Source organism: Actinomyces sp. HMT897, from assembly GCF_016626125.1.
In the GTDB taxonomy this organism is placed as follows: domain Bacteria; phylum Actinomycetota; class Actinomycetes; order Actinomycetales; family Actinomycetaceae; genus Actinomyces.
The window spans coordinates 1-24,795 of sequence record NZ_CP067336.1 but is presented as its reverse complement, the minus strand read 5'-3'; the positions used below and the strand labels follow the sequence as shown (position 1 = coordinate 24,795).

Annotated in this window: 21 protein-coding genes and 1 other RNA gene; 5 read left to right on the top strand and 17 right to left on the bottom strand. The window is 74.5% G+C overall.

Annotation, left to right across the window (positions count from 1 at the left end; translation table 11 throughout):
* Positions 1 to 58: 58 nt before the first annotated feature.
* The 6 genes from JJJ15_RS00110 to JJJ15_RS00085 form a co-directional block, all read right to left on the bottom strand.
* Positions 59 to 724 carry a MarR family winged helix-turn-helix transcriptional regulator gene (locus JJJ15_RS00110; protein WP_200511016.1) on the bottom strand — a complete coding sequence of 222 codons (666 nt, stop codon included), beginning with the start codon at positions 722 to 724 and terminating at the stop codon, positions 59 to 61.
* Between the two features lie 293 nt (positions 725 to 1,017).
* A complete protein-coding gene (locus JJJ15_RS00105; RefSeq protein WP_200511015.1) occupies positions 1,018 to 2,121 on the bottom strand; it encodes a zinc-binding dehydrogenase in 1,104 nt (367 codons plus the stop codon).
* Positions 2,122 to 2,370: 249 nt separating this feature from the next.
* Positions 2,371 to 3,117 carry an ABC transporter permease gene (locus tag JJJ15_RS00100; RefSeq protein WP_200511014.1) on the bottom strand — a complete coding sequence of 249 codons (747 nt, stop codon included), beginning with the start codon at positions 3,115 to 3,117 and terminating at the stop codon, positions 2,371 to 2,373.
* Positions 3,114 to 3,890 carry an ABC transporter ATP-binding protein gene (locus JJJ15_RS00095; protein WP_200511013.1) on the bottom strand — a complete coding sequence of 259 codons (777 nt, stop codon included), beginning with the start codon at positions 3,888 to 3,890 and terminating at the stop codon, positions 3,114 to 3,116. The genes JJJ15_RS00100 and JJJ15_RS00095 overlap by 4 nt, the downstream gene beginning before the upstream one ends.
* A gap of 162 nt (positions 3,891 to 4,052) precedes the next feature.
* Positions 4,053 to 4,652 (bottom strand): TetR family transcriptional regulator, encoded by a 600-nt coding sequence (locus JJJ15_RS00090; protein ID WP_200511012.1) that lies wholly within the window; start codon positions 4,650 to 4,652, stop codon positions 4,053 to 4,055.
* On the bottom strand, positions 4,649 to 5,440 hold the full coding sequence (locus tag JJJ15_RS00085) for a 16S rRNA (uracil(1498)-N(3))-methyltransferase (protein WP_200511011.1): 792 nt from the start codon (positions 5,438 to 5,440) through the stop codon (positions 4,649 to 4,651). Before JJJ15_RS00085 ends, JJJ15_RS00090 begins: the two co-directional genes overlap by 4 nt.
* Before the next feature lie 76 nt (positions 5,441 to 5,516).
* Here JJJ15_RS00085 and JJJ15_RS00080 point away from each other — a divergent pair, with 76 nt between their 5' ends.
* Positions 5,517 to 6,272: a YggS family pyridoxal phosphate-dependent enzyme gene (locus JJJ15_RS00080; RefSeq protein WP_200511010.1), complete on the top strand. Its 756-nt coding sequence runs from the start codon at positions 5,517 to 5,519 to the stop codon at positions 6,270 to 6,272.
* Positions 6,273 to 6,326: 54 nt separating this feature from the next.
* On the opposite strand, the gene dnaJ is transcribed toward JJJ15_RS00080, so the two are convergent.
* Together dnaJ and hrcA are read right to left on the bottom strand one after the other, a co-directional pair.
* A complete protein-coding gene (gene dnaJ / locus JJJ15_RS00075) occupies positions 6,327 to 7,436 on the bottom strand; it encodes a molecular chaperone DnaJ (protein ID WP_200511009.1) in 1,110 nt (369 codons plus the stop codon).
* An 86-nt stretch (positions 7,437 to 7,522) separates the two neighbouring features.
* Positions 7,523 to 8,596, bottom strand: a complete 1,074-nt coding sequence (gene hrcA / locus JJJ15_RS00070) for a heat-inducible transcriptional repressor HrcA (RefSeq protein WP_200511008.1) — start codon at positions 8,594 to 8,596, stop codon at positions 7,523 to 7,525.
* Between the two features lie 123 nt (positions 8,597 to 8,719).
* Between hrcA and JJJ15_RS00065 the strand changes: the two genes are divergently transcribed.
* Positions 8,720 to 9,757, top strand: a complete 1,038-nt coding sequence (locus tag JJJ15_RS00065; RefSeq protein WP_200511007.1) for a DUF3097 domain-containing protein — start codon at positions 8,720 to 8,722, stop codon at positions 9,755 to 9,757.
* Positions 9,758 to 9,855: 98 nt separating this feature from the next.
* Here JJJ15_RS00065 and JJJ15_RS00060 read toward each other — a convergent pair whose 3' ends face one another.
* The 4 genes from JJJ15_RS00060 to JJJ15_RS00045 all read right to left on the bottom strand — a co-directional run bounded on the left by JJJ15_RS00060 (position 9,856) and on the right by JJJ15_RS00045 (position 16,319).
* Complete coding sequence (locus JJJ15_RS00060; RefSeq protein WP_106108980.1) at positions 9,856 to 11,256, bottom strand: sodium:proton antiporter; 1,401 nt, start codon at positions 11,254 to 11,256, stop codon at positions 9,856 to 9,858.
* A gap of 245 nt (positions 11,257 to 11,501) precedes the next feature.
* Positions 11,502 to 14,057, bottom strand: coding sequence for an HAD-IC family P-type ATPase (locus tag JJJ15_RS00055; protein WP_200511006.1), 2,556 nt, complete (start codon positions 14,055 to 14,057; stop codon positions 11,502 to 11,504).
* Between the two features lie 37 nt (positions 14,058 to 14,094).
* Entirely contained in the window at positions 14,095 to 15,135 is a 1,041-nt protein-coding gene (locus JJJ15_RS00050; RefSeq protein ID WP_106108978.1) for a TerC family protein, read from the bottom strand.
* Positions 15,136 to 15,497: 362 nt separating this feature from the next.
* Positions 15,498 to 16,319, bottom strand: a complete 822-nt coding sequence (locus tag JJJ15_RS00045; RefSeq protein WP_106108977.1) for an MBL fold metallo-hydrolase — start codon at positions 16,317 to 16,319, stop codon at positions 15,498 to 15,500.
* Positions 16,320 to 16,350: 31 nt separating this feature from the next.
* Between JJJ15_RS00045 and panB the strand changes: the two genes are divergently transcribed.
* The gene (gene panB, locus JJJ15_RS00040; RefSeq protein ID WP_106108976.1) at positions 16,351 to 17,187 is read left to right on the top strand and encodes a 3-methyl-2-oxobutanoate hydroxymethyltransferase; all 837 of its coding nucleotides are present in this window, start codon (positions 16,351 to 16,353) and stop codon (positions 17,185 to 17,187) included.
* Positions 17,188 to 17,290: 103 nt separating this feature from the next.
* On the opposite strand, the gene JJJ15_RS00035 is transcribed toward panB, so the two are convergent.
* Positions 17,291 to 18,046 (bottom strand): histidine phosphatase family protein, encoded by a 756-nt coding sequence (locus JJJ15_RS00035; RefSeq protein WP_106108975.1) that lies wholly within the window; start codon positions 18,044 to 18,046, stop codon positions 17,291 to 17,293.
* Between the two features lie 182 nt (positions 18,047 to 18,228).
* Between JJJ15_RS00035 and map the strand changes: the two genes are divergently transcribed.
* Both map and JJJ15_RS13345 read left to right on the top strand, forming a co-directional pair.
* The gene (map, locus tag JJJ15_RS00030; protein WP_200511005.1) at positions 18,229 to 19,131 is read left to right on the top strand and encodes a type I methionyl aminopeptidase; all 903 of its coding nucleotides are present in this window, start codon (positions 18,229 to 18,231) and stop codon (positions 19,129 to 19,131) included.
* Between the two features lie 157 nt (positions 19,132 to 19,288).
* On the top strand, positions 19,289 to 20,545 hold the full coding sequence (locus JJJ15_RS13345; RefSeq protein ID WP_106108973.1) for a hypothetical protein: 1,257 nt from the start codon (positions 19,289 to 19,291) through the stop codon (positions 20,543 to 20,545).
* Between the two features lie 54 nt (positions 20,546 to 20,599).
* Here the strand turns inward: JJJ15_RS13345 and rnpB are convergent.
* The 4 genes from rnpB to dnaG all read right to left on the bottom strand — a co-directional run bounded on the left by rnpB (position 20,600) and on the right by dnaG (position 24,770).
* Positions 20,600 to 20,965, bottom strand: an RNA gene (gene rnpB, locus JJJ15_RS00020) — RNase P RNA component class A.
* Between the two features lie 83 nt (positions 20,966 to 21,048).
* Positions 21,049 to 21,783, bottom strand: coding sequence for a hypothetical protein (locus JJJ15_RS00015; RefSeq protein ID WP_106108972.1), 735 nt, complete (start codon positions 21,781 to 21,783; stop codon positions 21,049 to 21,051).
* A gap of 11 nt (positions 21,784 to 21,794) precedes the next feature.
* Positions 21,795 to 22,664 carry a Nif3-like dinuclear metal center hexameric protein gene (locus JJJ15_RS00010; protein ID WP_106108971.1) on the bottom strand — a complete coding sequence of 290 codons (870 nt, stop codon included), beginning with the start codon at positions 22,662 to 22,664 and terminating at the stop codon, positions 21,795 to 21,797.
* A gap of 138 nt (positions 22,665 to 22,802) precedes the next feature.
* The gene (dnaG, locus tag JJJ15_RS00005; protein WP_200511004.1) at positions 22,803 to 24,770 is read right to left on the bottom strand and encodes a DNA primase; all 1,968 of its coding nucleotides are present in this window, start codon (positions 24,768 to 24,770) and stop codon (positions 22,803 to 22,805) included.
* Between the last annotated feature and the right edge of the window lie 25 nt (positions 24,771 to 24,795).

Here is a 24,795-nt window from a genome sequence, read left to right as displayed (position 1 = left end):
AGGTGTCTTGGGGCGCCCGGGTCCCAGGCGGGGCGCGGGCGCGGTGGTGGGTCGCGGGCTAGGTGTGCGGGGGCGGCGGGGGCGTCACGACGCCGGAGTCCATGAGCTCACGGACCCGCCCCAGGATGCGGACCGCGGCGCGCCCGTCCTCAGGACCCAGGGCCGTGAGCAGGCAGGTGGTGCTGGTCAGCACCTCCTCGCCGCGGCGACGGACCTCCGTCTGCCCTGCCGGGGTGAGCCGGACGAGCACCCGCCGGCGGTCCACGGTGTCGTGGATGCGCTCGACCTGTCCCTTGCGCTCCAGGCTCTTGAGGATGTTGGCCACGCGGGCGCTGCTCAGGCTCAGGGCCGCGGCCAGGTCACCGGGGGTGAGGAAGGTCTCCGGCTCCTGGGGGCCGTGGGGGGCCGGGGCGGCAGGGGGTGGCGGCAGGTCGTCGGAGCGCTGGGCCAGGAAGAAGAGGACGGCCGCCTCCCCGCGCGTGCTGGCCTGGATGTCCTGGCTCCTGCCGTGGTGCATCGCCCCCAGGTGGCGCAGTACCTGGCCGGCCAGGTCACGGGCCTCGGCCTCCCACGCCGGGCTGGTGGCGGCCCCGGTGCCCGGGGTCCCGGCGGGGCCGGTGCCAGTGGGCCCGGTGCCTGGGGTGGGCCCCGTACTGGGTGTGGGCCCGGCACCGGGGGCAGGCCCGGAACCCGAGGCCCTCAAAGGGTCCGACGGACGCGGCAACCCGACCACCTCAATCCTGCTAGCACTGGAAGAGACTATGGCACGATATATCTTCTAGTGCAAGCAATCCGGGTGTCCGCTGCCTCTCAGACCTGTGGGCCAGGTAGGCGGCGGGCGCGACACCGAGGCGGCCGGCCCGCCACGGCAGGGGCCGGGTGCTCGCGCCCCGGTGTCGGTGACGGCAGGGCGCGAGCCGCGACAGGAGACGGGGGACGGCAGGCCCGACCGCTCCCGCCGGCTCAGGCCTGGGCCTGCCGCGCGGCGTCGCCCCCGGCGCCGTCGGCACGCACCTCCTAGGCGTCCTCGTCCTCGATCCCGGCACTAATCACCTGGGCCACCTCCTCGCGGATCCTGTCCCCGGCGTCGTCGCTCGCGACCAGGTCCTCCTGGGGCTCGGGGCTGACGGCGGCCACGATCTTGCCCCGCCCGTGCCCGGTGGCCAGGCGCTCCAGGCCGCGGGGCACGTCCTCCAGGTCGACTACCTCCTGGACACAGGGGTCGATACCGCCCTCCAGCAGCAGGGAGAGCAACTCGGCGAGCATGACGGACAGGTCGCGCACGGCGACCTCGTCCCCGTGGGAGTAGGCCGCCCCCAGGGAGATCTCGTGCAGCGAGGGGGCGACCCCGAAGGGGGGCAGGACGTCCAGGTCGGGGCGGCCGGCCGTGTACGCCAGGGCGCCGTTGAAGGCCAGGGCGCGCAGGTTGTCGGTGGCCGACCGGCTGCCCACCGTGTCCAGGACGGCGTCGACCCCGCGCCCGTCAGTGCGCTCACGCACCTGGGCCACCACGTCCTGGGCCTGGTAGTCAATGACCTCGTCCGCGCCCAGGGAGCGCACGTAGTCCAGGTTGGCCGCCGAGGCCGTGGCAATGACCCGGGTCCCCAGGTGACGGGCCAGCTGGACGGCGTAGCCCCCTACCCCTCCGGCGCCGCCGGTGACCAGGAAGCTGCTGCCCGAGGTCAGCGCCAGGCGGGTCAGCGCCTGGTAGGCGGTCATGGCGGCGCAGGGCAGGGCGGCGGCGTCCTGGGCCGAGACCCCCTGGGGGATCCGGGCCAGGGCGCAGGCGTCCACCACCACGTAGTCGGCGTAGCCTCCGCCGCGGCGCAGGTCGTGGTGGAGGACCACGCGGCTGCCCACGCCCAGCTCGGGGATGGTCGCGGCCTGCTCGGCCCCCTCCCCCACGGCCTCCACGGTCCCGGCCACGTCCAGGCCCAGCACGTGGGGCCAGTGCCAGGCGTCGTCGCCGCTGCGGGCGGTCTTGACGTCCACCGGGTTCAGGCCACAGGCGTGGACCCGCACCAGCACCTGACCGGGGCCGGGCTCGGGGACGGGGATCTGTGCGATGTGAAGGGACTGCGGGTCACCGGGGGCGTCGAGAACAAGCGCGCGCATCGTCATGAGCGGCATCCTGTCATGCCTCGGGCCCAATACCGGTATTCTGAGGCTGTTCCTCGTGTCTCCTGTCCCGTCCCGGCCCTCGCCCCCGACGACGGCCCACCGTCTCTGGGACGATCCTGGGAGCCTGCTGTGAACACGTCCGTTCTCGCGAGCAATAAGTACCGTTCTCACGACGAACAAGTACCGTTCTCGCGGGCAATAAGTACCGTTCTCGCGGTGGGGCGGCGCGGGGGGGTAGGAGGGCGGGCCTCAGCGGGTGCGCCGCGGCATGGTCAGGGGCGCGGCGGCGAGCACGACCAGGCCGGTGGCCACCAGGACCCCCAGGTCGCACACCAGGCCGGCGGTCACGACGTCGCTGGTACGGACCTCGTCAACGGCGTTGACGGCCCAGCTCATGGGCAGCAGGCGGCTGACCAGCTCCAGGACGCGCGGCAGCTCACCGCGCGGCACCAGGATCCCGCACAGGAAGAGCTGGATGCCGATGACCAGGGGCATGAACTGGACCGCCTGGAACTCGCTGCGCGAGAAGGCCGAGACGAGCAGGCCCAGGGCCACCCCCACGAAGGCGTCCACCAGCGCCACCAGGACCACCCAGGCCCAGCTGCCGGCCAGGCTCACGCCCAGGCCCCAGGCGCACACCGCCACCAGGAGGAGGGACTGCCCCAGGGACAGCAGGGTGAAGGCGGTGGCGTAGCCCATGACCAGGTCGGCCCGGTGCAGGGGCGTGGTCCACAGGCGCTCCAGGGTGCCGCTGGCCCGCTCCCGGAGCATGGTGACGCTGGTGACCAGGAACATGACGGCCATGGGCAGGATCGCGATCATGGAGACCGCCAGGGAGTCGAAGAGCACCTCGCCCAGGGGGGAGTCGAGGTAGACCAGGTACAGCAGCGTCACCAGGGCAGAGGGCACCACCATAATGAGGCCGATGGTGCGCCGGTCGTGACCGAGCTGGGTCAGGACGCGGGCGGTGGTCGCCAGGTAGGTGCGCGGGTTCATCGGACGGCCTCCGTGGTGCTGGCGGTGCGGGCGTGGTCGGCCTGGCGGATGACGGCCAGGAAGGCGGCGTCCATGGTGGGGGCGCCGGTGCGCTCCATGAGGCCCGAGGCGGTCTCGTGGGCCAGGAAGCGGCCGTCGCGCATGAGCAGGACGGAGTCGCAGCGCAGGGCCTCGTCCATGACGTGGCTGGAGACCAGCAGGGTGGTCCCGCGCTCGGCCAGGTCGCGGAAGGTCACCCACAGGTCCTCCCGGGTCAGCGGGTCCAGGCCGACGGTGGGCTCGTCCAGGACGAGCAACTCGGGGGACCCCACCAGGGCGCAGGCCAGGGACACCCGGTTGGTCTCGCCGCCGGAGTAGGTCGAGCCCGGGCGGTCCGCCAGGGCGGTGAGGCGGACGCGCTCCAGGACCTCGGCGGGGTCCATGGCACGGGGACCCGCCAGGCGTGCGAAGTAGGTGACGTTCTGGCGGGCGGTGAGGTCGGTGTAGACGCTCCTGCCCTGGGTCATGTAGCCGACGCGGTCGCGCAAGGGGCGGGCCCCGGGCCGGTGGCCCAGGACGGTGACCTGGCCCCGGTAGCGCTGGACGCCGACCAGGGTGCGCATGAGGGTGGTCTTGCCGCAGCCGGAGGGGCCCAGCAGCCCGGTGACGGAGCCTGCGGGCAGGTCCAGGTCAAGGCCGTGGAGGATCTCGGTGCCTCCCCGGGAGACGGTCAGCGCCCGGGTGGTGACGGCGGGTCGGGTGGGTCCGCCGGGTCCCGACACGATTTTCATCATGTGATGAATATAAGGGCGCGACCTGCCCCTGTCCACTCCGCCGGGCGGCTGCCGCGGCTGGCCGCCCGGGCGTTGGCCGGGGCTGCAGGCGGGGCTGTGGGCGAGGCCGCGGGCGGGTGCGCTCAGGGGAGCCCGTCCTGGGGCAGCACCGGCGCCGGGGCCTTAAGGCAGGTCACCCAGGACGTAGCGCTCAATGGAGGGGCCCACCAGGGCCGCCAGCCCCTCGGCGTCCAGGGCCGCGATCTCGCCCATGCGCGCCCCCCAGCGGGCGATCCCCAGGCCGATCAGCTGGGTGGCCACCAGCTGGGCGCGCAGGGCGGGACGGTCAGGGGACAGGCGCCGGGTCAGGGGCCCCAGGACGGCGGTGACGACGAAGTCGCGCACCGGGCTGATAATGAGCTCGTTCTCCAGGGCGGCACGGACCACCGCCATAAAGCGGTCGGCCCCCATCTCGTCCCACAGGGACACGAAGAGGCGCACCAGCGCGACCCCCACCCCCTGGGCGGGCAGGGTGCGCACGAGCGCGGCCCGCTGGGCCAGGGCCACCGGGGCCCCGGCGGCGGTGGAGATGACGGCCTCCACGAAGAGCTGCTCCCGGTCGGGGAAGTAGTGGTGGACCAGGGCGGGGTCGACCCCGGCGTCACGGGCCACGCCGCGCAGGGAGGCGCGGTAGCCCTCCCGGGCGAAGGCGGCGCGGGCGGCCACCAGGATGGCCGCGCGGGCGTCGGGGCTGCCCGCGGGGCGCCGTCCCCGGGGGGTCATGACCACAGCCCCGCCCGCTGGGCCAGGACGGCCAGTGCGACGGGTCCGGCCGAGGCGGTGCGCAGCACGTGCGGTCCCAGCCGCACCACGAGCGCACCGGCGTCCCGCAGCGCCGTCGTCTCCGCCTCGCTCACGCCCCCCTCCGGCCCGACGACGACGGCCACCACCGGGCGGTGCGGGCCCGGCCGGGGCAGGCCCACCCCGCCGATGGGGGCCGTCGCCGCCTCGTGCAGGACCAGGACCAGCCCCCCGGCCGCCACGACCTCGCCCGTCCAGCTGGCCAGGTCCCTGGTCGTACGCACCTGGTCCACCTGCGGCACGCGGGCGCGGCGGGCCTGCTTGGCGGCCTCCCGGGCCGTCGCCTGCCACCGGTCCCGCCCCCTGACGGCCCTCGGGCCCCTCCATGCCGACACGCACCGCTCCGCCTGCCAGGGCACCACCACCTCGACCCCCACCTCGGTGGCGGTCTGGACGGCCTGCTCGTCACGGCCCCCCTTGGCCAGGGCCTGCACCAGGGCCAGGCGCAGCGGCGGGGGCGTCTCGACGACGCGCTCGACCACCCGCACCCCCAGGCGGTCCGGGCGCCCGCCCTCGGCCACCTCGCACACCAGGCGCAGCCCGGCGCCGTCGACCAGGTCCACCCGCTCCCCCGGGCGCAGGCGGCGCACGGCCACGGCGTGGTGGGCCTCGGGGCCCGTCAGCGTCAGCGTCCCGCCTCGGCGGGCCGTCTGCGCGCCGCCGGCGGGCTCAAGCGTGTCGGGGGTCAGGACGAAGACGGGGGCGCTCACCGCCCCAGCCTATGGCCGCCGCGGGACCCGGGGGAACCGGTAGCCCGCGCCGGCGACCGGTGCTAGCGTCACGAGCATGACCGAGCCGCAGCTCCCGGACCGGGCCCCCTCCCCCGCGCCCCAGGCCGTACCCGCCACCGTGGAGGACCTCCGCCGCAACCTGGCGGCCGTACGAGCCCGGATCGCCTCCGCCGCAGAGCGCGCCGGGCGACCCGCCGGGATCCGCCTGCTGCCGGTGTCCAAGACCGTGCCCGAGGAGCGGCTGCGGCTCGCCCACGCCGCTGGCGTCACGCAGATGGGTGAGAACAAGGTCCAGGAGGCCAGGCGCAAGGCCCGGGCACTGGCGGACCTGGGCATCCGCTGGGTGGTCATCGGCCACCTGCAGACCAACAAGGCCGGGGACGTGGTGGCCTTCGCCGACGAGTTCCAGGCCCTGGACTCCCTGCGCGTGGCCCAGGCCCTGGACCGTCGCCTCCAGGCGGCGGGGCGGGGCCTGGACGTCTACGTGCAGGTCAACTCCTCGGGCGAGGCCTCCAAGTTCGGCCTCGAGCCCGCTGAGGTGCCCGCCTTCCTGGCGGCCCTGCCCGTCTTCTCCTCGCTGCGGGTGCGCGGCCTCATGACGCTGGCCGCCCGCGCCGGTCAGGCGCGCGTCCGCGAGTGCTTCCGGACCGTGCGCGCCCTGCGCGACGCCGGGCTCCAGGACGGCACGGTCGGTGACGGCCAGCTGTCCATGGGCATGAGCGGGGACCTCGAGCTCGCCGTCGAGGAGGGCTCGACCTGTGTGCGCGTGGGCCAGGCGGTCTTCGGGCCGCGTCCGGCCGGCTCCCGCTGACCGGGCGCGCAGGCGCCCCCCGGGGGCCTGAGCTCGGGGCCCGGGGGCCAGCCCCTAGCGTCCGGCGAGCTTGTCCTTGATCTTCCCGCGCAGGCCCTCGTCGCGGGCCGGCGGGTAGCTGTCCTCCCCGCGCAGGGCGGCGAGCTCGCGCAGGAGCGTCCTCTGGCGCTCGTCCAGGTGGGTGGGGGTCTCCACCACGATGCTCACGTGGAGGTCGCCGCGGCCGTGACGGCGCAGGCGGCCCACGCCCAGGCCGCTGAGGACCACCTCGTCCCCGCCCTGGGTGCCGGCCTTGACGGAGACCTGGCGCGTCCCGTCCAGGGTGTCGATGGAGAACGTCGCTCCCAGGGCGGCGGCCGTCATGGGCACGCGCAGCTCGGTGTGGAGGTCGTCACCTTGACGCTCCAGGAAGTCGTGGCGCTTCTCGACCACCTCCAGGTAGAGGTCCCCGGCGGGCCCCCCGGCGGGCCCGGCCTCGCCCCGGCCGGGCATGCGGATACGGGTGCCGGTGGTCACGCCCGCGGGGATGGTGGCCTCGATGTCCTGGTGGGCCACCACCCGCCCCTGCCCGGAGCACTCCTTGCAGGGGGTGACGATGACGGTGCCGTAGCCCCGGCAGTCGGGGCAGGGTGAGCTGGTCATGACGTTGCCCAGGAAGGAGCGGGCCATGCGCTGCACGGAGCCGCTGCCGTTGCACGTCGAGCAGGTCACCGGCTCGGTGCCCGGCTCGGCGCAGGCGCCGTGGCAGCGCCCGCAGGCCACGTAGGTGTCCACCTCCACGGTACGGGTGGCGCCGAAGGCCACGTCGGCCAGGTCCACCTCCACGGCCACCAGGGCGTCCTGGCCGCGGCGGGCCCGGGAGGCGGGGCCGCGCTGGGTCATGGAGCCGCCGAAGAAGGAGGTGAAGATGTCCGAGAAGGTGCCGAAGTCGCCGGTGAACCCCGGGCCCCCGCGCAGGGCGTCCTGGCCGCCCAGGTCGTAGGCCTGGCGCTTCTCGGGGTCGGAGAGCACCTCGTAGGCGACCGTGACCTCCTTGAACTCCTCCTCGTGGCCCGGGCCGGCGACGTCGGGGTGGAGCTGGCGGGCCTTGCGTCGGTAGGCCCTCTTGATCTCCTCGGCGTCGGCCTGTCGGGTGACGCCGAGGACCTCGTAGTAGTCGCTCACTGTTGTCCTTCTCACGCTGGGCGCGTTGTGGTTGGGAGGGCCGACGGCGTCGCGTCCGCCCGGTGGTGTGGGGTGCGGGTGGCGCCCTACCCCGCGGGCCCGGCCATGAACCGGGAGAGGTAGCGGGCCACGGCCCGCACCACGGTCATGGTGGCGGGGTAGTCCATGCGGGTGGGGCCGATGACCCCCAGGCGGGCCAGGACCTGGCCCTGGCCGACGCCGTAGCCGGCGGTGACCACGGAGGCCTCGGCCAGGACGTCGTCGTGGTTCTCGCTGCCGATGCTCACCCGCATGCCCGTGGGGTCTTCGTCACCACCCGCGGGGGCGTCGTCGGTCTCGGGGCTCAGCAGGCGCAGCAGGACCACCTGCTCCTCAATGGCGTCCAGCAGGGGCCCCAGGGAGGAGAAGTCCGGTGTGGAGCGGGCCAGGTTGGCGGTGCCGGCCACGGCCAGGCGCTCCTCGGCGTCGGGGCGCAGCGCGGCCACCAGCTCGCCTATGACCGCCGCCAGCAGGGCGCGCTCGTCGTCAGGGGCCTGCTCGGCCAGGTGGGTCAGGACCGGTACCACCTCCTGGGCGCGGCGCCCCACCAGGGCGGCGTTGAGCCGCAGCCGCAGCCGCTCCAGGACCAGGGGGTCGAGTGCGCCCACCACCTGGGGCCCGGGCCCGGCCAGGGTCACGGTACGCTGCTCCACTCGCCCGGTGTCGGTGACAATGACCATGAGCAGGCGCGTGGGCCCCAGGGCCACCAGCTCCAGGTGCCGCAGGGCGGTGCGGCGCAGGCTGGGGTACTCCACCACGGCGAGCTGGCCGGTGAGCTGGGCCAGGACGCGCACGGTGCGCACCACCACCTGGTCCAGGTCCACCGCCCCCGCCAGCAGGGCAGTCATGGCCTCGCGCTCGGGTGCCGACAGGGGCTTGACACGGGCGACCTCGTCCACGAAGAGCCGGTACCCCTTCTGGGTGGGGACCCGCCCGGCGCTGGTGTGGGGCTGGTAGATGTAGCCCTCGTCCTCCAGGGCGGCCATGTCGTTGCGGATGGTCGCCGGGGAGACGCCGAGCCGGTAGCGCTCGGTCAGGGCCCGGGAGCCCACCGGCTCGCGGGTGCGCACGTAGTCGGTCACGATGGCGGAGAGGACCTGCAGCCTGCGCTCACTGGGCACTGCTCCTCCTTCCCGCCGGGGCGTCCCGCCCCCTTAGCACTCGGTGTCCGTGAGTGCCATCCTACGCCCGGGTCCGGCGCGCCCCCAGGGGTGGGCCCGTGACCTTCGCCTACCGTGCTCGTCGTGAACCCCTACCGGCCCGTACCCGGATCGACCGCGGCCCGCCGTGCCGCCCTGCGCCAGCAGGCCGCTACCGCTACGCCCGCCTGCCCCCGCCGCGACCCCGCCCCACCGCGAGCCCCCGGGGCCGCCGACCGGTACGGCTCCGACGTCCTGGCAACCGACCCCCACCGCGTGGGCCCCGCCGCGACCCGGCCCCGCTCCGTGGAGGTGGCCGCGGAGCCCGGCATGGTCCTGGAGGACCGTCAGACCGGGTTCGTGGGGGCGGTCGTGGCCGTGGAGAAGTCGGGGGGCACCCACCTGGTGGTCCTGGAGGACCGCCACGGGCTGCGGCGCGGCTTCCCCCTGGGCCCCGGCTTCTGGCTGGAGGGGCGGCCCGTCGTCCTGGCCCCGCCGCCTGGGCGCGTCCGCCCCACCGGCCCGGTCAGCGCCGCGGGCCGCGCCCTGACCGCCTCGGGCTCCTACGCCGTGGCCGGTGAGCGCGCCAGGGTGGCCCGGGCCTCACGGATCTGGGTCGAGGGCAGGCACGACGCCGAGCTCGTGGAGAAGGTCTGGGGCGACGACCTGCGCCACGAGGGGGTGGTCGTCCTCATGCTCGACGGCGTGGACAACCTGGAGCGGGTCATATCCGACTTCGGCCCCGGCCCCGCCCGGCGTGCCGGCGTCCTGGTGGACCACCTGGTGGCGGGCTCCAAGGAGTCCCGGATCGCCCAGAGGGTGCGCTCCCTGCCCGGCGGGGACGACGTCCTGGTCCTGGGCCACCCCTACGTGGACGTGTGGCAGGCCGTGCGGCCCGAGCGGGTGGGGCTGCGCCGCTGGCCGGAGGTGCCCCGGGGCACCGACGTCAAGCACGGCACCCTCCAGGCCCTGGGGTGGCCCCACGCCACCCAGGCCGACGTCGCCCGCGGCTGGCAGCGCATCCTGGGCAGCGTGCGCAGCTACAAGGACCTGGAGCCCGCCCTGCTGGGGCGCGTGGAGGAGCTCATTGACTTTGTCACCGCCCCCGACCGTGCCCACGTTATTGCCGGGGACGTGCCTTAGCTATCGGGGACGTACCCTTAAAGTACGTCCCCGACGACTAAGGCACGTCGCCAATGACCAGAGCACGTCCCCGGCAACCAGGGCACGTCGCCGGGGCGTCAGTCCGCCAGGGCCAGGCGCCTGCTGCGCAGGACCAGGACGGCGTCCTTGGCCAGCAGCGCCGCCGCCAGGCCCACGCCGACAGCCGTGGTGACCAGGCCGTCGGCGACAAAGATCAGGACCATGGCGGCCAGGACCGGGACCAGGTGCAGGAAGGTCTGCCCCACGTAGGCGCCGAAGCCGGGCATGACCACCCCGTCGGCCTCCGCCACGGACTTGACCATGAAGTTGGGGCCGTTACCGATGTAGGTGATGGCGCCGCACAGCACCGCCCCCAGGGAGATAGGCACCAGGAAGACCTCGGGGACCCCCGCCACCACGGCCCCCCCGGGGCCGGCCACGTGACGGGCCACCTCGAAGAAGGTCGCGTAGGTGGGGGCGTTGTCCAGCACGGAGGACAGCCCCCCGGTGAAGACGAAGAAGGTCACCTCGTTCATGGGCAGGTGGGGGGCCACCTCGTCCAGGTAGGCCAGGGCCGGGATCATGGTCAGGAAGATCCCCACGAACAGGGTGGCGACCTCGGCGATCGGCCCCCACTGGAACTGGTTGTCCTCAAACCGGGCCCGCCGGTCCCCCAGGCGGTAGGAGAGCCCGGCGGCGGTGAGCATGATGACCTCACGCACCGGCAGCCAGCTGACCAGGGTGGCACGGCCGGCCTCAATGGCCTCCACGTCCACGGAGGGCGCCAGGGCCACGGCCAGGACGATGACCGCGAACCACACGAAGTTGCCCGCGCCCCGCAGGCCCAGGGGCTCGATCTGGGCCCGGTCCTGCCTGACGGCGCTGGCAGGCTCCTTGGAGTGGTAGAAGCAGTCCAGCGAGTAGTAGGCCACCAGCAGCATGGTGTTGACGAAGAGCCACTCCGGGGCCAGGCCCAGGGTCCAGGTGAAGGGCACGCCCCGCAGGAACCCCAGGAACAGCGGCGGGTCGCCCAGCGGGGTGAGCAGGCCGCCGCAGTTGGCCACCACCAGGATGGTGAAGATGACGGTGTGGACCCGGTAGCGGCGCTCGCGGTTGGTGGCCAGCAGCGGGCGGACGAGCAGCATGGCCGCCCCGGTGGTGCCCACGAAGGACGCCAGCAGGGCCCCCACGGCCAGGAAGACCGTGTTGCTGCGGGGCGTGGCCTCAATGTCGCCCTTGAGGTAGATGCCCCCGGATACCACGAACAGGGCCAGCAGCAGGCAGATGAACTGCGTGTACTCCACCACCGAGGCGAGCACCTCCTGCCAGCCCAGGGCCGCCCACACCCAGGCGGCCACGGGCACGCCCAGGAGCAGGGACACCGTCATCTGGCTGGAGCGCCTCTCCCACCAGTGGGCGGTGGCGGGGACCAGGGGCAGGACCGCGATCGAGGCCAGCATGGCCGCGAAGGGCAGGACGGACCACCAGTGAAGGACCACGGACTTCTCCTGACGTCGGGGGGCACGGCCCACCCAGCGTACAGGCCGCGGCCCCCTGCGACCTGGCCAGACCACCTCGTGGACCGCCCCGTGGGCAGGCGGCCCGGTGTCCGACGCCGACCGGCACCGGGTCGGGGCACCGGCCACCACCCGGCGGCACCACCCCGCGGCACCGCCCGGCGGGTGCGCCTGGGGGCGCCTTAAGGCACCTCAGGGGCACCGGGCGCGGTGCGACGCCGCCGCGGCTAGGGGCGGGTACGGCGGGCGGCCCGGGAGGCCCACCAGGCCACCAGCTCCACGCCCAGGCACACACCCGCCCCGACCGTCCCCAGGACCACCCAGGTCAGCGGGGCGGGCCAGGCCAGGTCGAAGAAGCTGCGCAGCCCCTCCAGGAACACCGTCATCAGGGCGGCGGCGGCCATGAGCACCACCAGGACCACCCGCCACCACACCCAGGGCCGGGCCGTGCAGGACAGCAGCCACAGCCCGCCGAGCACCAGGACCAGGGTGGCCCCGGTGGTCACCTGGCCCGAGGCGGCGCCGGCCAGGGACAGCCAGGTGCGGGTGACCAGGACCCCGGCCCCGATCACCAGGCCGGCCGGGACGGCCAGGCGCAGCACGCGCCCCAGGAAGCCCGGCCGGTAGCGCTGGTGGGTGGGCGCCAGGGCGATGACCGTGGCAGGGATACCGATGGTCAGGGAGGAGACAATGGTCAGCTGGCGGGGCAGGTAGGGGTAGGAGATCCCGGCCAGGGCCACCACCACGGCAATGAGGGCCGCGTAGGTGGTCTTGGCCAGGAACAGGGAGGCCACGCGCTCCATATTGGCAATGACCCGCCGCCCCTCGGCCACCACCCCGGGCAGGGAGGCGAAGCGCCCGTCCAGGAGCACCAGGCGGGCCACGGCCTTGGTGGCGGGGGCGGCGTTGCCCATGGCGATCCCCAGGTCGGCGTCCTTGAGGGCCAGGGCGTCGTTGACGCCGTCGCCGGTCATGGCCACCACGTGCCCGCGCGAGCGCAGGGCGCGCACGAAGTCGCGCTTCTGCTCGGGGGTGACCCGGCCGAACACGGCACCGGTCTCCAGGGCGTCGGCCAGGGCCCGCCCCTCCTCCTCCTGGGCGTCGGGCAGCACCCGGGCGTCCACGCCCTCGGCCTGCCCCCCGTCGGGGGCCCGCACGCCCACGCCGCGGGCGATCGCCGCCACCGTGGTGGGGTTGTCCCCGCTAATGATCTTGACGGTCACGCCCTGCTCGGCGAAGTAGCCCAGGGTCCGGGCGGCGTCAGGGCGGACCTCCTCGGCCAGGACGGCCAGGACGACGGCGTGCAGGCCCTCGGGCAGGCTGGGCTCGCCCTCCCTGGGCAGGTACCACAGGCCGGTGGAGCGGGCCAGGCACAGGACCCGCTGGCCGGCACCGGCCAGGTCGGAGACCTTCTCCAGGGTCGCCCGGGCGGCGTCGTCACCGGCGGCCAGGGCCGGGGCCAGGACGATCTCGGGGGCCCCCAGGACGTAGTGGGCCCGCCCCGAGGGCTCCTCCACGGCCAGGGCGGACCACTTGCGGGCGCTGGAGAAGGGGACCTGCCCGGCCCCCTGGGCGGGGGTGACCCCGCTCAGCCCGGCGGCCACGGCCCGGGCGGTCGCGTTGGCCTCCTCGCCTCCCACCATGGCGGCCAGGGCCGCCAAGGCGCGCCCGTGGGAGCCGTCCTGCCCGTCCGCCGAGGGGTCCTGCGGGCCCGCGGGACCGACGAGGTGGCCGTGGTCGTCCAGGCCCAGGATCTGCTGGAGCTCGACCCCCCCGGAGGTCAGGGTGCCGGTCTTGTCCAGGCACAGGGTGTCCACCCGGGCCAGGACCTCCACGGCGGGCAGCTCCTGGACCAGGACGTGCTGGCGGGCCAGGGACAGGCTGGCTGCGGCGAAGTTGACGCTGGTCAGGAGCACCAGGCCCTGGGGGACCATGCCGACCACCCCGGCCACGGCCAGGACGACGGCGTGCCGCCAGCCGCCGTTCGCCCAGGCGGCCGACCAGCCCCCGGCCACGCGCATCTGGGACCACAGCAGCAGCAGGGTCATGGGAACGATCACCCAGCTGATCCAGGTCAGGACCCGGTTGGTGCCCGCCTGGAGCTCGGAGGTGACCACGCTGTAGCGGCGGGCCTCGGCCGCCAGGCGGTGGGCGTAGGCGTCGGCGCCCACCGCGTCCACGGTGACCAGGGCGGTGCCGGCGGTCACCGTGGTGCCCGACATGACCCGGTCGCCCGGCTCCTTGCGGACGGTGGCCGACTCCCCGGTGAGGATGGACTCGTCGATCTCCACGCCCTGCTGCTCGACCACCACGCCGTCGGCGGGTACCTGGTCGCCGCTGGAGACCCGGATGAGGTCGCCCAGGACGACCTCGGCCACGCCCACCGAGGTCTCCGTCCCGTCACGGATGACCTGGGTGAGCGGGGCGGCCAGGACCGACAGGCTGTCCAGGGCCCGCTTGGCCCGGATCTCGGCCACCGTGCCGGTGGCCGTGTTGATCAGCAGCACGAAGCCGAACAGGGCGTCACGCCAGCTGCCCACGGCTAGGATGACCACCAGGGCGGCGCCGAGGATGGCGTTGAAGACGGTGAAGACGTTGGCGCGCAGGATCTCGCGCGCGGAGCGCGAGGTGGGCTCCTGGTAGGCGTTGGTCCGCCCGGCCCGGACGGCGTCGGCCACCTGGGCGGCGCTCAGGCCGCGGCGGGGCGCGGGGTCGTCCTGCCCCGGGTGGGGGTCCGGTCCCCCGTCCGCCTGGGTGGGCGAGGGTGTCGGGTCAGGGCTCATGGGCGCCTCCTGGTTGGGATACGGTCGGGGCCGGGGGCTAGGCCGGGGTGGAGGTGACGGGACCGGGCTGGGGCGCCTGGTCGGCGTCGCGGCGGGCCCGGCGTCGACCCACCGTCAGGGAGGCGAGCACCGTGACCAGCATGGTGACAACGATAAGGCACAACGAGGCCCCGATGCCCGGCTCGGGGACCACGTGCCAGGGCCGGCCGCCGTTGACGAAGGGGACCTCGTTGGTGTGCAGGGCGTGGTTGACCAGCTTCAGGCCGATGAACCCCAGGATCACGGCCAGCCCGTAGTGGAGGTAGACCAGGCGGTCCAGCAGGCCGTCAATGAGGAAGTAGAGCTGGCGCAGGCCCAGCAGGGAGAAGGCGTTGGCGGCGAAGACCAGGTAGGGCTCGGTGGTCCAGGAGTAGATCGCGGGGATGGAGTCCATGGCGAACATGACGTCGGTGGTGCCGATGGCGATAATGACCAGCAGCATGGGGGTCACCAGGGTGCGCCCGGCGTGACGGTGCAGGACCTTGCCGCCCACGTAGCCGTCGGTCATGGGCACCACCCGGGCCAGGGCCCGCACCAGCCGGCTGGGCTCGTACTCCCCCTCCTCGTGGGTCCCGGGCTCGGACACCCCCTCGCGCGCCTGGGACAGGGCCGTCCACAGCAGCCAGGCGCCGAAGAAGTAGAACACGAAGGAGAAGTTCTCCACCAGGGCCGCCCCGGCCAGGATAAAGAGCAGGCGCAGCACCAGGGCGATAACGACGCCCGCCAGGAGCACCTCCTGCTGGTACCTGCGGGGCACCCGGAAGGTGGACATCATAATGACGAACACGAAGAGGTTGTCCACGCTCAGGGCCTTCTCGGTGAGGTAGCCCGCGAAGTACGCGCTCCCGTAGGGGTGGCCCCAGACCGCCCACACCACGCCCCCGAAGACCACCGCCATGGCCACGTAGGCCACCGACCACCAGGCGGCCTCCCGCATGGAGGGCACGTGGGGGACCCTGACGTGGCCGACGACGTCGATGGTGATCATGGTCAGGATGACGGCGGCCAGGGCCGCCCACCCCAGGGCGTGGACGTGCACGTGTGCTCCTCCGGTACGGGTCGGGTACCGGAGGTCTCCTCCCGCCCCGCCCATACCGGGCCGGGCCCGCGACGCCGGGGGAGTCCGGACCGTGGCACGGTACCGGCACGCTCCACCGTGGTGACGACGCCGCTGTTGGTGGGAGTACTCCCCTCCGAGTGCTGATCGTCAGAGTCTACTGTCCCCTCCCTCGTCCCCGCCCGTCGGCCGGGAGAGCAGGTGGTGTGATCCTCACCGGCCCCGGTGGTACCGGGGTGGGCGGCATCCGGTGCTGCGCTCCCGGTGCGCGCCCCTCACGGGCGGCCGTGACACGTCCGTCAGGGACGCCGCCCCGGTGGTGCCGCTCCCGGCCCGGGGGCGCCCTAGGCCCGCAGGTCCCCGCCGCGGACCTTGGCCTCGGCCAGGTAGGGGTTGGCGCGGTGCTCGTGCGCCATGGTCGTGGCCGCCCCGTGCCCGGGCAGCAGGACCGTGGCCGGGTCCAGGACCGAGGCCAGCAGCCGCAGGGTGGCCAGCATCTGCACCTGGTCCCCGCCGGGCAGGTCGGTGCGCCCCACCGACCCCTTGAAGATGACGTCCCCGTCCAGGGCCAGCAGGTAGTCGCGCTCCACGTCGGCCTGGGCGGGGTCGGCCTCGCACAGGGCGGGGACCTCGGCCTCGTACAGCAGGGGGTTGTCGGCCAGGGACGCGCCCAGCAGGAACAGGCTGGAGCCCTCCGAGTGCCCGGGGGCCGGCACGCCCCGCAGCCCGAGGCCGGGGACGAGCTCGACCGCCTCGGACAGGCCCCGGGCGGGGAAGGGGCGCACCCCCTCCGGACGCACCCAGGGGCCGCCCGCCAGGTCGGCGAAGGTCAGGCCCTCGGCCAGGCGGATGCCGGTGGTGGCGTCGGGGTCGTCAAGCCGGTAGAGGTCGGGCCCGGGGACGTAGACCGGCACCTGACAGCCCTCCTGGACGAGCCCCTGGTCGCGGGCGCCCTCGACCAGGGCGCTGGTGTCCCACACGTGGTCGGCGTGGCCGTGGGTCAGCAGAACCGCCCCCAGGCTCAGGCCGTGGGAGCGCAGCAGGGCCAGGGCGCCCCGGGCCGCCCCGGCGCCCGGGTCCACCACCAGCGCGGCCGCACCGGGAGCGGGGGCCAGCACGTAGCAGTTGGCGGCGAAGACGGGGGCAATCGTGCGCTCGAGGATCATGGCCCCACCCTAGGGCAACTAGGCTGTGCCCATGGCTACTCCCGAGTCCCCCTACGGGCCCGTCGTCGGCGGCGGCAGGCCCGTGCGCGTCCACCACCTCACGGCGGCCAAGGCCGCAGGCACCAAGCTCGTCATGCTCACCGCCTACGACGCCCCCACCGCCCGGATCCTCGACGCCGCGGGCACGGACCTGCTGCTCGTCGGCGATTCCATGGGCAACGTCGTGCTCGGCTACGACTCCACCCTGCCGGTGGAGCTCGACGAGCTGGTGGTCGCCACCCGCTCCGTGGCCCGGGCCACCACCCGCGCCCTGGTGGTGGCGGACCTGCCCTTCGGCTCCTACGAGGCGGGCCCCGCCCAGGCCCTGGCCAGCGCGGTACGCCTGGTGAAGGTGGGGGCCAACGCCGTCAAACTCGAGGGCGGGCGGGCGCGTACCGCCACCATCCAGGCCCTGACCCAGGCCGGGATCCCCGTCATGGGCCACCTGGGCTTCACCCCCCAGAGCGTCAACGCCCTGGGCGGCTTCCGCGTGCAGGGCCGCGGCGAGGCCGGCGACGAGCTAATGGCCGACGCCCTGGCCATTGAGCGGGCTGGCGTCATGGGCGTGGTCCTGGAGATGGTCCCCGAGCCGCTGGCCGCCCGCGTCACCGAGGCCCTGGACGTGCCCACCATTGGCATTGGCGCCGGGGCCCGCTGCGACGGGCAGGTCCTGGTGTGGACCGACATGGCCGGCATGACCGACTGGTCACCGCGTTTCGCCAGGAAGTTCGGCCAGGTCGGGGCCGCCCTGGCCCAGGCCGCCGCCGACTACGGGCAGGCCGTGCGCGCTGGCTCCTTCCCCGCCCCGGAGCACTGGTTCGCCTCCTGACGCCCCCTGGGCAATCCTGGGCCCCAGGCCTCCTGGCCCCGGACCCGGGGGCCTGCACCTCAGAGGCGGCGGGGAAGGCCGGCCCGGCCCCGGGCGCCCGGGCTCAGGAGGCACCTGCCTCGCCCTGGGGGCGGGTGAGTCCCTCGGGGTGGGTGAGGTCCACCGGGACCGGGACGACGCCGTCGAAGGCGTGGGCGAGGTCCACGGACGGGAAGGTGACCCCCTGCCCGGCCGGGTCGGCCGCCCAGGCCAGGAGCCTGGGGCGGGCCGGGTCGGCCGGGTCCACCTCGAGGGTGGTCACCGAGCAGTTGGCCATGGGCTCCCTGCCCAGGACCTGGGCGCCGACCCAGCGGGCCACCAGGCTCGTGAGCGTCATGCCGTGGGAGACGACCAGGACGTGGGGCCCGGCCCCGTCGCCCGCGCCCCACCGGCGCAGGTCGGCCACGATCCGAGCCAGGGCGGCGTCGGTGCGGGCCAGGTAGTCGCGCGCGCTGATGCCGCCGGGGGCGCCCGGGTCCCGTCCGGCCAGGACCGCTGGCAGGTGCGTGCGCGCGGGCAGGGCGGCGAGCATGACCTCGTCCGGCCCCGCCTCGTAGACGCCGTAGTCGTACTCCCGCAGCCCCGACAGCACGGTGCGGGGGACGTCCTCGCGCCCGGCCAGGAGCAGGTCCGTGGTCTCCAGGACCCGCCCCTGGGGACTGGTGTAGGCGTGCACGAAGGGCACCTCGCGCAGGTAGGCCCCCACCGCCAGGGCCCCCTGACGCCCCTGGGGGGTCAGGGGCGAGTCCGCACGGCCCTGCGTGCGGTGCTGCTCATTGAGGACGGTACGACCGTGGCGGACGAGGTGGAGGGTGGCCATTAGGTCATTCTACGGCCCGGCCGCGCCCCTGGCCCCGGGGCGGTCCGACGGCCAGGGCCCCACGCTCCCGGGCGCGACCCGCGGGCCCCGGCACGGGCGGGGATGCTTGTCCACGCAGGTCAGAGCCTCGGACCTCAGGACGTGGACCCCGGCACGGGCGGGGGTGCTCCTATGCTGGGCCCATGACCCACGGCACCCGCCCCCACCCCGACGAGCTGGCCGACCGCGCCCCGCGCGGCACCCTCGTCCCCGGCACCCTGTCCGCCCCGAGGCACGTCCCCCGCTCCATCGCCCGGCCCGAGTACATGTTCCACCGCGGGCCCGAGCACGTGACCGCCTCCGACGTCAAGGACGCGGAGACGGTCGAGCGGATCCGGCGCGCCGGGCGCGTCGCGGCTCGCGCCTTGGCCCAGGCCGCGGCGGCGATCGCCCCGGGGGTGACCACCGACGAGCTGGACAGGATCGCCCACGAGTACATGTGCGACCACGGGGCCTACCCCTCCTGCCTGGGCTACATGGGCTTCCCCAAGTCGATCTGCACCTCGGTCAACGAGGTCATCTGCCACGGCATCCCCGACTCCACGGTCCTTAAGGAGGGGGACCTGGTCAATATCGACGTGACCGCCTACCTCGACGGCGTCCACGGGGACACCAACGCCACCTTCCCGGTGGGGCAGGTGGACCCGGAGACCTCACGGCTCATCGAGCGCACCCGCACCGCCATGGAACGCGGCATCAAGGCGGTACGGCCAGGTCGTGAGATCAACGTCATCGGCCGCGTCATCGAGGCCTGGGCGCGCCGCTTCGACTACGGGGTGGTGCGCGACTACACCGGGCACGGCGTGGGTGAGGCCTTCCACTCCGGCCTCATTATCCCCCACTACGACGCCGCCCCCCTCTATGCCGACGTCATGGAGGTTGGTATGGTCTTCACCATCGAGCCCATGCTCACCCTGGGCGGCATCGAGTGGGAGCAGTGGGACGACGGCTGGACCGTCGTGACCAAGGACCGCTCCCGGACCGCCCAGTTCGAGCACACCCTGGTGGTCACCGAGGACGGGGCGGAGGTCCTGACCCTGCCCTGAGCCCCCGGCACCACCCCTGGCCGCCCGGGACGGTCGTCCTGGGCGCAACCGCACCGACACGGCACGCCGTTACCGTGCGGTGACCCTTCTTGAACAGGTAGATTCACCGCCATCACCGCTCGACGACGTCGAGCCCCGTCCCATCCGGAGGTTTCCCATGGCCCTGCGCTTCAACCCACCACCGAACTGGCCGGCGCCGCCGGAGGGGTTCGTGCCGCCACCAGGCTGGCAGCCGGACCCCGCGTGGGGGCCTGCGCCCGAGGGCTGGCAGGTCTGGATCGACGACGCCGCACCGGTGGCCACCCCCACCGGGGTGAGCGCCTCCGCCCCCTCGGCCTCTGACGCCGGCCCCTACGCGGCGGGCCCCGCCGACGCCTCCGCCACGGCCGTCTACGACGCCCCCACCCAGGCCATGGGCCAGTCCGCCGCGGCGGCCATGAGCGGCGTGTCGGCCCCCATGGTCGGCTCGGCCCCGGTGGCCTCCGCGTCCTCGGCCCCCTCGGCGAGCCCCTACGCGGCCATGGACTCCTCCTCCCCCTACGGGGGCGCCGCCCCCGGCTCCCCCAACACCCCCTTCCCGGGTGGAGCCCCCGCGGTGGGCGGACCAGCGGGGCCGGGGGGCCCGGTCCCGCCGAGCACCTGGCAGCCCGCCCCCGGTGGCGGCAGCCCCAAGAAGGTCACCCAGCAGTGGTGGTTCTGGCTGCTGGCGGTGGGCCTGCCCGTGGTCCTGGTCATTGGCGTCGTGGTGGCCGTGTACGCCAGCAGCGACGGTGACCCCAAGGCCGACCCCACCACGACCAGCACCCCCGCCCAGCCCGAGCCCGGGCCCACCACCACACCTGCCCCGGCGCCCGGCCCCACCACCGGCCCCACCACCGGCCCCGCCCCCAAGCCCAACCCCGGCAACAGCGCCACCCCCAGCTCGGACCCGGGCACGCTGATCACCCCGGGAAGCCAGGGCACGACCATGGACAACCCGCTCGACCCCACGACCACCTCGGTGACCATGGGCCAGAGCAAGTACAGCTCGAACCCTGACGCCACCATCGAGCTCTCCCTGGGGGCCGTGGAGTGGAACGCCACCGACTCGGTCAAGGCCGCGGCGAGCAAGTACAGCTACGAGGAGCCCCCGGCGGGCAAGGTCTACATCCGCGTGCCGGTGAACGTGACCTACCACGGCTCGGGCCAGATGAGCTCCTACGACGTGTCCATTGACTACGTCCACAACGGCAACACCACGGAGGCCAAGAGCATCTACTCCGCCAAGGACGAGTTCCAGAGGCAGTCCATGCCCCGTGACGGCGGCAACGTCACCGGCTACTTCACCTTCCTCATCGACCAGTCCGCGGTCAACTCCGGGGTCTTCGCGGTCTCCTACCACCACGGCACCGAGCTGTACTTCTCCGCCAAGTAGTCCAGCGCATGCGACAACCGCGGCCCCCGGTACAAAACCGGGGGCCGCGGCCTTGCGGTGAGCCGACCTGTACGCCGGGTTCTGTTGCCGCAGGCTCGCCCGCGGTGGCGACCATTCCTCTTGGGCCACCATTGCTGGTGGTCTCACGCGACCTACCCGCAGGCTCGGGCGGGCAGCCCTCGGACGCCTGCTGTGCGGTCTTGCTCCGGGTGGGGTTTACCGAGCCGCGCCGGTCACCCGGCGCGCTGGTGGGCTCTTACCCCGCCGTTTCACCCTGACCAGGCCCTGCCTGGCGGTCTGTTCTCTGTGGCACTGTCCCGCGGGTCACCCCGGGTGGCCGTTAGCCACCACCCTGCCCTGTGGAGCCCGGACGTTCCTCAGCCCACTATTCGGTGGTACCGCGGCCGCCCGGTCGGCTCGTCCGCACCCTGACTCTAGCCGACCCCGCCGCCCGGGGCCAGGGCCGGGCGGCTGGCCATTCCAGGGCCGGGCGGCCAGCTGGCTCAGGGCTCCATACGCACCACAATGACGTCATTGTCCTCGGCGTGGACGACGGCGTCCAGGGGGGCGGCGGCGATACGGGCCAGCTCCTGGGGGCCGATCTCGACGGTCCCGCCCTCCAGGCGGCTGCCGTACAGGGCGACGGCGCCCAGGCCGCCGGTGGCCGCACGCACCCGCTCGTACTCCGCGAGCAGGTCGGCGTCGATCCTGGCGGCCAGGTCGTCCCGGGACCGCTGGACACGTGAGCGCTCGGCGTCCAGGCGCTCGAAGGCGGCGTCGCGCTCGGCCGTCATCTCCCGGCCCTCGGCGCGGATCCCGGCCTCCTGGGCGGCCAGGTCGTCCAGGCGGGCCTGCGCGGTCTCCAGGGCCTCCAGGGCCTCCAGCTGCGCGTCCTCCAGCACCCCCTGACGCCGTCCCAGCTGGTCGATCTCCCCCTGGATGGCGGGCAGGTCCCGGGCGGGGGCGGCCCCGGAGTGGAGGCGCTCACGCAGGACCTGGGCGCGTCGGGTCACCTGGGCCACGTCCTGCTCGCAGCGGGCGGCCCGCTCGCGGGCCTCGTCCAGGGCCGCGCCAGCGGCGGCGGCGTCGCGGCGGTTCCTCCTGAGCCGCTCCACCGTGGCCTCGATACGACGCAGCACCGGCAGGTCGTGGCGCTCGTGGGACAGACGCGCCAGGTCGGCGTCCAGGCGCGCCAGGTCGATCAGCAGCCGCTGCTGGGCAAGGGGGGCGCTCGTCACGGTCGTGGTCCTTACTCTGGGGGCTCCGGGGCGGGGTCCGCGTCCGTCACGCCCGTGGACAGGCGCAGGGCCCAGGGGTCGGTGACGAGCACGGACACGTACGTGGTGAGTGTACGTCCCCGGGCGGCCGCGCCGTGCTCCAGGTACCGGGCGAGCGGGGGCAGGCCCACCCACTCGGTGGCCCAGTGGGTGCCGCACAGCAGGTAGGGGCGGCCCTCCTCCAGGTGCTCGCTGGCCGGGTGGTGGCGCAGGTCGGCGGTGAGGAAGACGTCGGCCCCGCTGGCGCGGGCGGCCCCCAGCAGGGAGTCCCCGGCACCCCCGCTGACGGCGACCCGGCGGACGGTGGCCTGCAGGTCCCCGCCCACCAGCAGGCCCGGGGCGGAGTCGGGCAGGGCGGCGGCGACGCGGTGGGCCAGGTCGCGCAGGGTGGTAGCCTCCTCCAGGTCCCCCACCCGACCTATTCCCAGGTGGGGTGCGCCGGGCGCGGGCTCCAGGGGGACGGTGCGCCCCAGGCCCACGGTCGCGGCCAGGGCCTCGGCCACGCCCCCGGCGGCCGCGTCCCAGGTGGTGTGCGCGTTGGCCAGGGCGACCCCGGCCCGGACGAGCCGGTGGACGCAGCATCCCTTGGCGTCGGTGGCGCTGACGTGGTCGGTGCCGCGCAGGTAGAGGGGGTGGTGGGTGACCACCATGTCCACGCCCCGCTCCAGCGCCTCGTCGACGACGGCGGTGACGGGGTCCACGGCCAGGAGCACCGAGCAGACCGGGTCGGCGGGGTCCCCGCAGATGAGCTGGTTGGAGTCCCAGGGCTCGGCCAGCTCAGGCGGGGCGGCCTGGCGCAGGGTGCTCAGGACGTCGGCGACGGTGAGGGGCTTGGTGTCCACGCCCCCAGGCTAGCGGCTGGCAGCCCCCGGTGGGGCCGGTCCGCTGCCGGCGGCCCGGCCCCGCGGGGCGACGGACGGCCGCCGACGTGGAGGCTGCCCTGGCGGAGCCGGTCCCCGGCCCCGTAGGTGAGGACCCGCCTAGCGCCTGAGGATCTGCTGACGGCGGTTCTCCAGCCCGACGATCTCCTCGAAGAGCTCCCGGTAGCCGTCCTCGGTGGGGGACATGCGCCGCTGGCGGCCCCGCAGGGCGGCCAGGCGCCGGTTGACCTCCGTGGCGGCCAGTGCGCCGCAGACCCCGGCCGCGTAGCGGCGCACCGCCTCGTCCTGGTCGCGGTCGGCGCGGGGGGCCTGCACCGGCAGGGGGGCCACCGCCAGCTCGGTCACCGCCGCGGCGACCTGGGCCAGGGGCGCCTCGGCGCGGATCCGCTCCACCCAGTGGGCGGTGGCCCGGGCGACCGCCTCGGGACGGGACAGGCCGGCGGCGGTGGCCCGGTCCACCAGGTCGTTGACGGCGCCCACGCCCCCGCCCGCGGCCACGGCCTCGTAGACGGTCCGGTGCACGGGCTGGGAGAAGGCCTCCGGGCCCAGGTCGTCCGCCCCGACCTCGGCGGCGAGCACCGGGACCTGGACCATGACCTCCAGGACCTGGCGCTCGAGCTGGGTGACGGGGTCGGTGGGCGGGGGCAGGGCCCCGGCCGGGGGCGCGGGCACCAGCCCCGGCTCCTCCTCGTAGCGGCGCTGGCGCCGCTGCACCTGGCGCACGGAGGCGACCGCCTCCTCCTCGGGCATCCCCACCCACCCCGCCAGGCGGCGGGTGTACTCCCGGCGCAGGGCGAGGTCACGGATCCCGGCCACCACGGGGGCGGCGGCCCGCAGCCCGGCGACCCGCCCCTCGGCGGTGTCCAGGTTGAGGTCGTCCAGGGCGGCGCGGATGACGAACTCGAACAGGGGCACACGGCGCTCCAGCAGGCGGGGGATACCTAAGTCCCCCTCCGCCAGGCGCAGGTCGCAGGGGTCCAGGCCGCGGGTGTCCACGGCCACGAAGGTCTGGGCGGCGAAGCGCTGGTCCTCGGCGTAGGCGCGCAGGGCGGCCTTGCGCCCGGCGGCGTCGCCGTCGAAGGTGAAGACGACCTCCCCCCCGCGGGCCCGGTTGCCGGCGATGACCCCGGCGGAGGGGTCGGCCACGTCCCCCAGGAGCCGGCGCACCAGGCGGGTGTGCCCCTCCCCGAAGGCGGTCCCGCAGGTGGCCACGGCGGTGGTGACCCCGGAGAGGTGGGCGGCCATGACGTCGGTGTAGCCCTCGACGATGACGACCTGGTGGCTGCGGGCGATCTCCTTCTTGGCCAGGTCCAGGCCGTAGAGGACCTGCCCCTTGTGGTAGACCGGGGTCTCGGGGGTGTTGAGGTACTTGGGGCCCTGGTCGGCCTCGGAGAGCCTCCGGGCCCCAAAGCCTACGGTGGCCCCCGTCACGTCCCGTATGGGCCAGATGAGGCGGTCACGGAAGCGGTCGTAGACGCGGGCGCCGCTGGACCGGGAGCACAGCCCGGACTCCACCAGCTCGTGCTCGGTGTAGCCGGCGTCGCGCAGGCGGCGGGCCAGGTTGTCCCAGCCCGCGGGGGCGTAGCCGACGGCGAAGTGGGCGGCGGCGAGGCGGTCGAAGCCGCGCCCGGTCAGGAAGTCGCGGGCCGCCTGGGCCTGGGGGGAGGCCAGCTGCTCGGTGAAGAAGGCCTCAGCCAGCCGGTTGGCGTCCAGGAGGCGCTGGCGGGTGCCCGGCTCCACACCCCGGCGCACTCCCCCGCCCTCCTCGTAGCGCAGCTGGACGCCGGTCCGCCCCGCCAGGTACTCCACCGCCTCGGTAAAGGACAGGTGGTGGATCTTCTCCACGAAGGCGATGACGTCCCCGCCCTCCCCGCACCCGAAGCAGTGGAACAGGCCCAGCTGGGGGCGCACGTGGAAGGAGGGGGTGCGCTCGTCGTGGAAGGGGCACAGTCCCTTGAGACTGCCCACGCCGGCGGGCTTGAGGGTGACGTGCTCCCCGGCGACGTCCTCGATGCGGGCGCGCTCACGCACCGCCTCAATGTCCTCGCGCTTGATCAGTCCCGCCATGGGCCCATCCTAGGGCGTGCGCCCC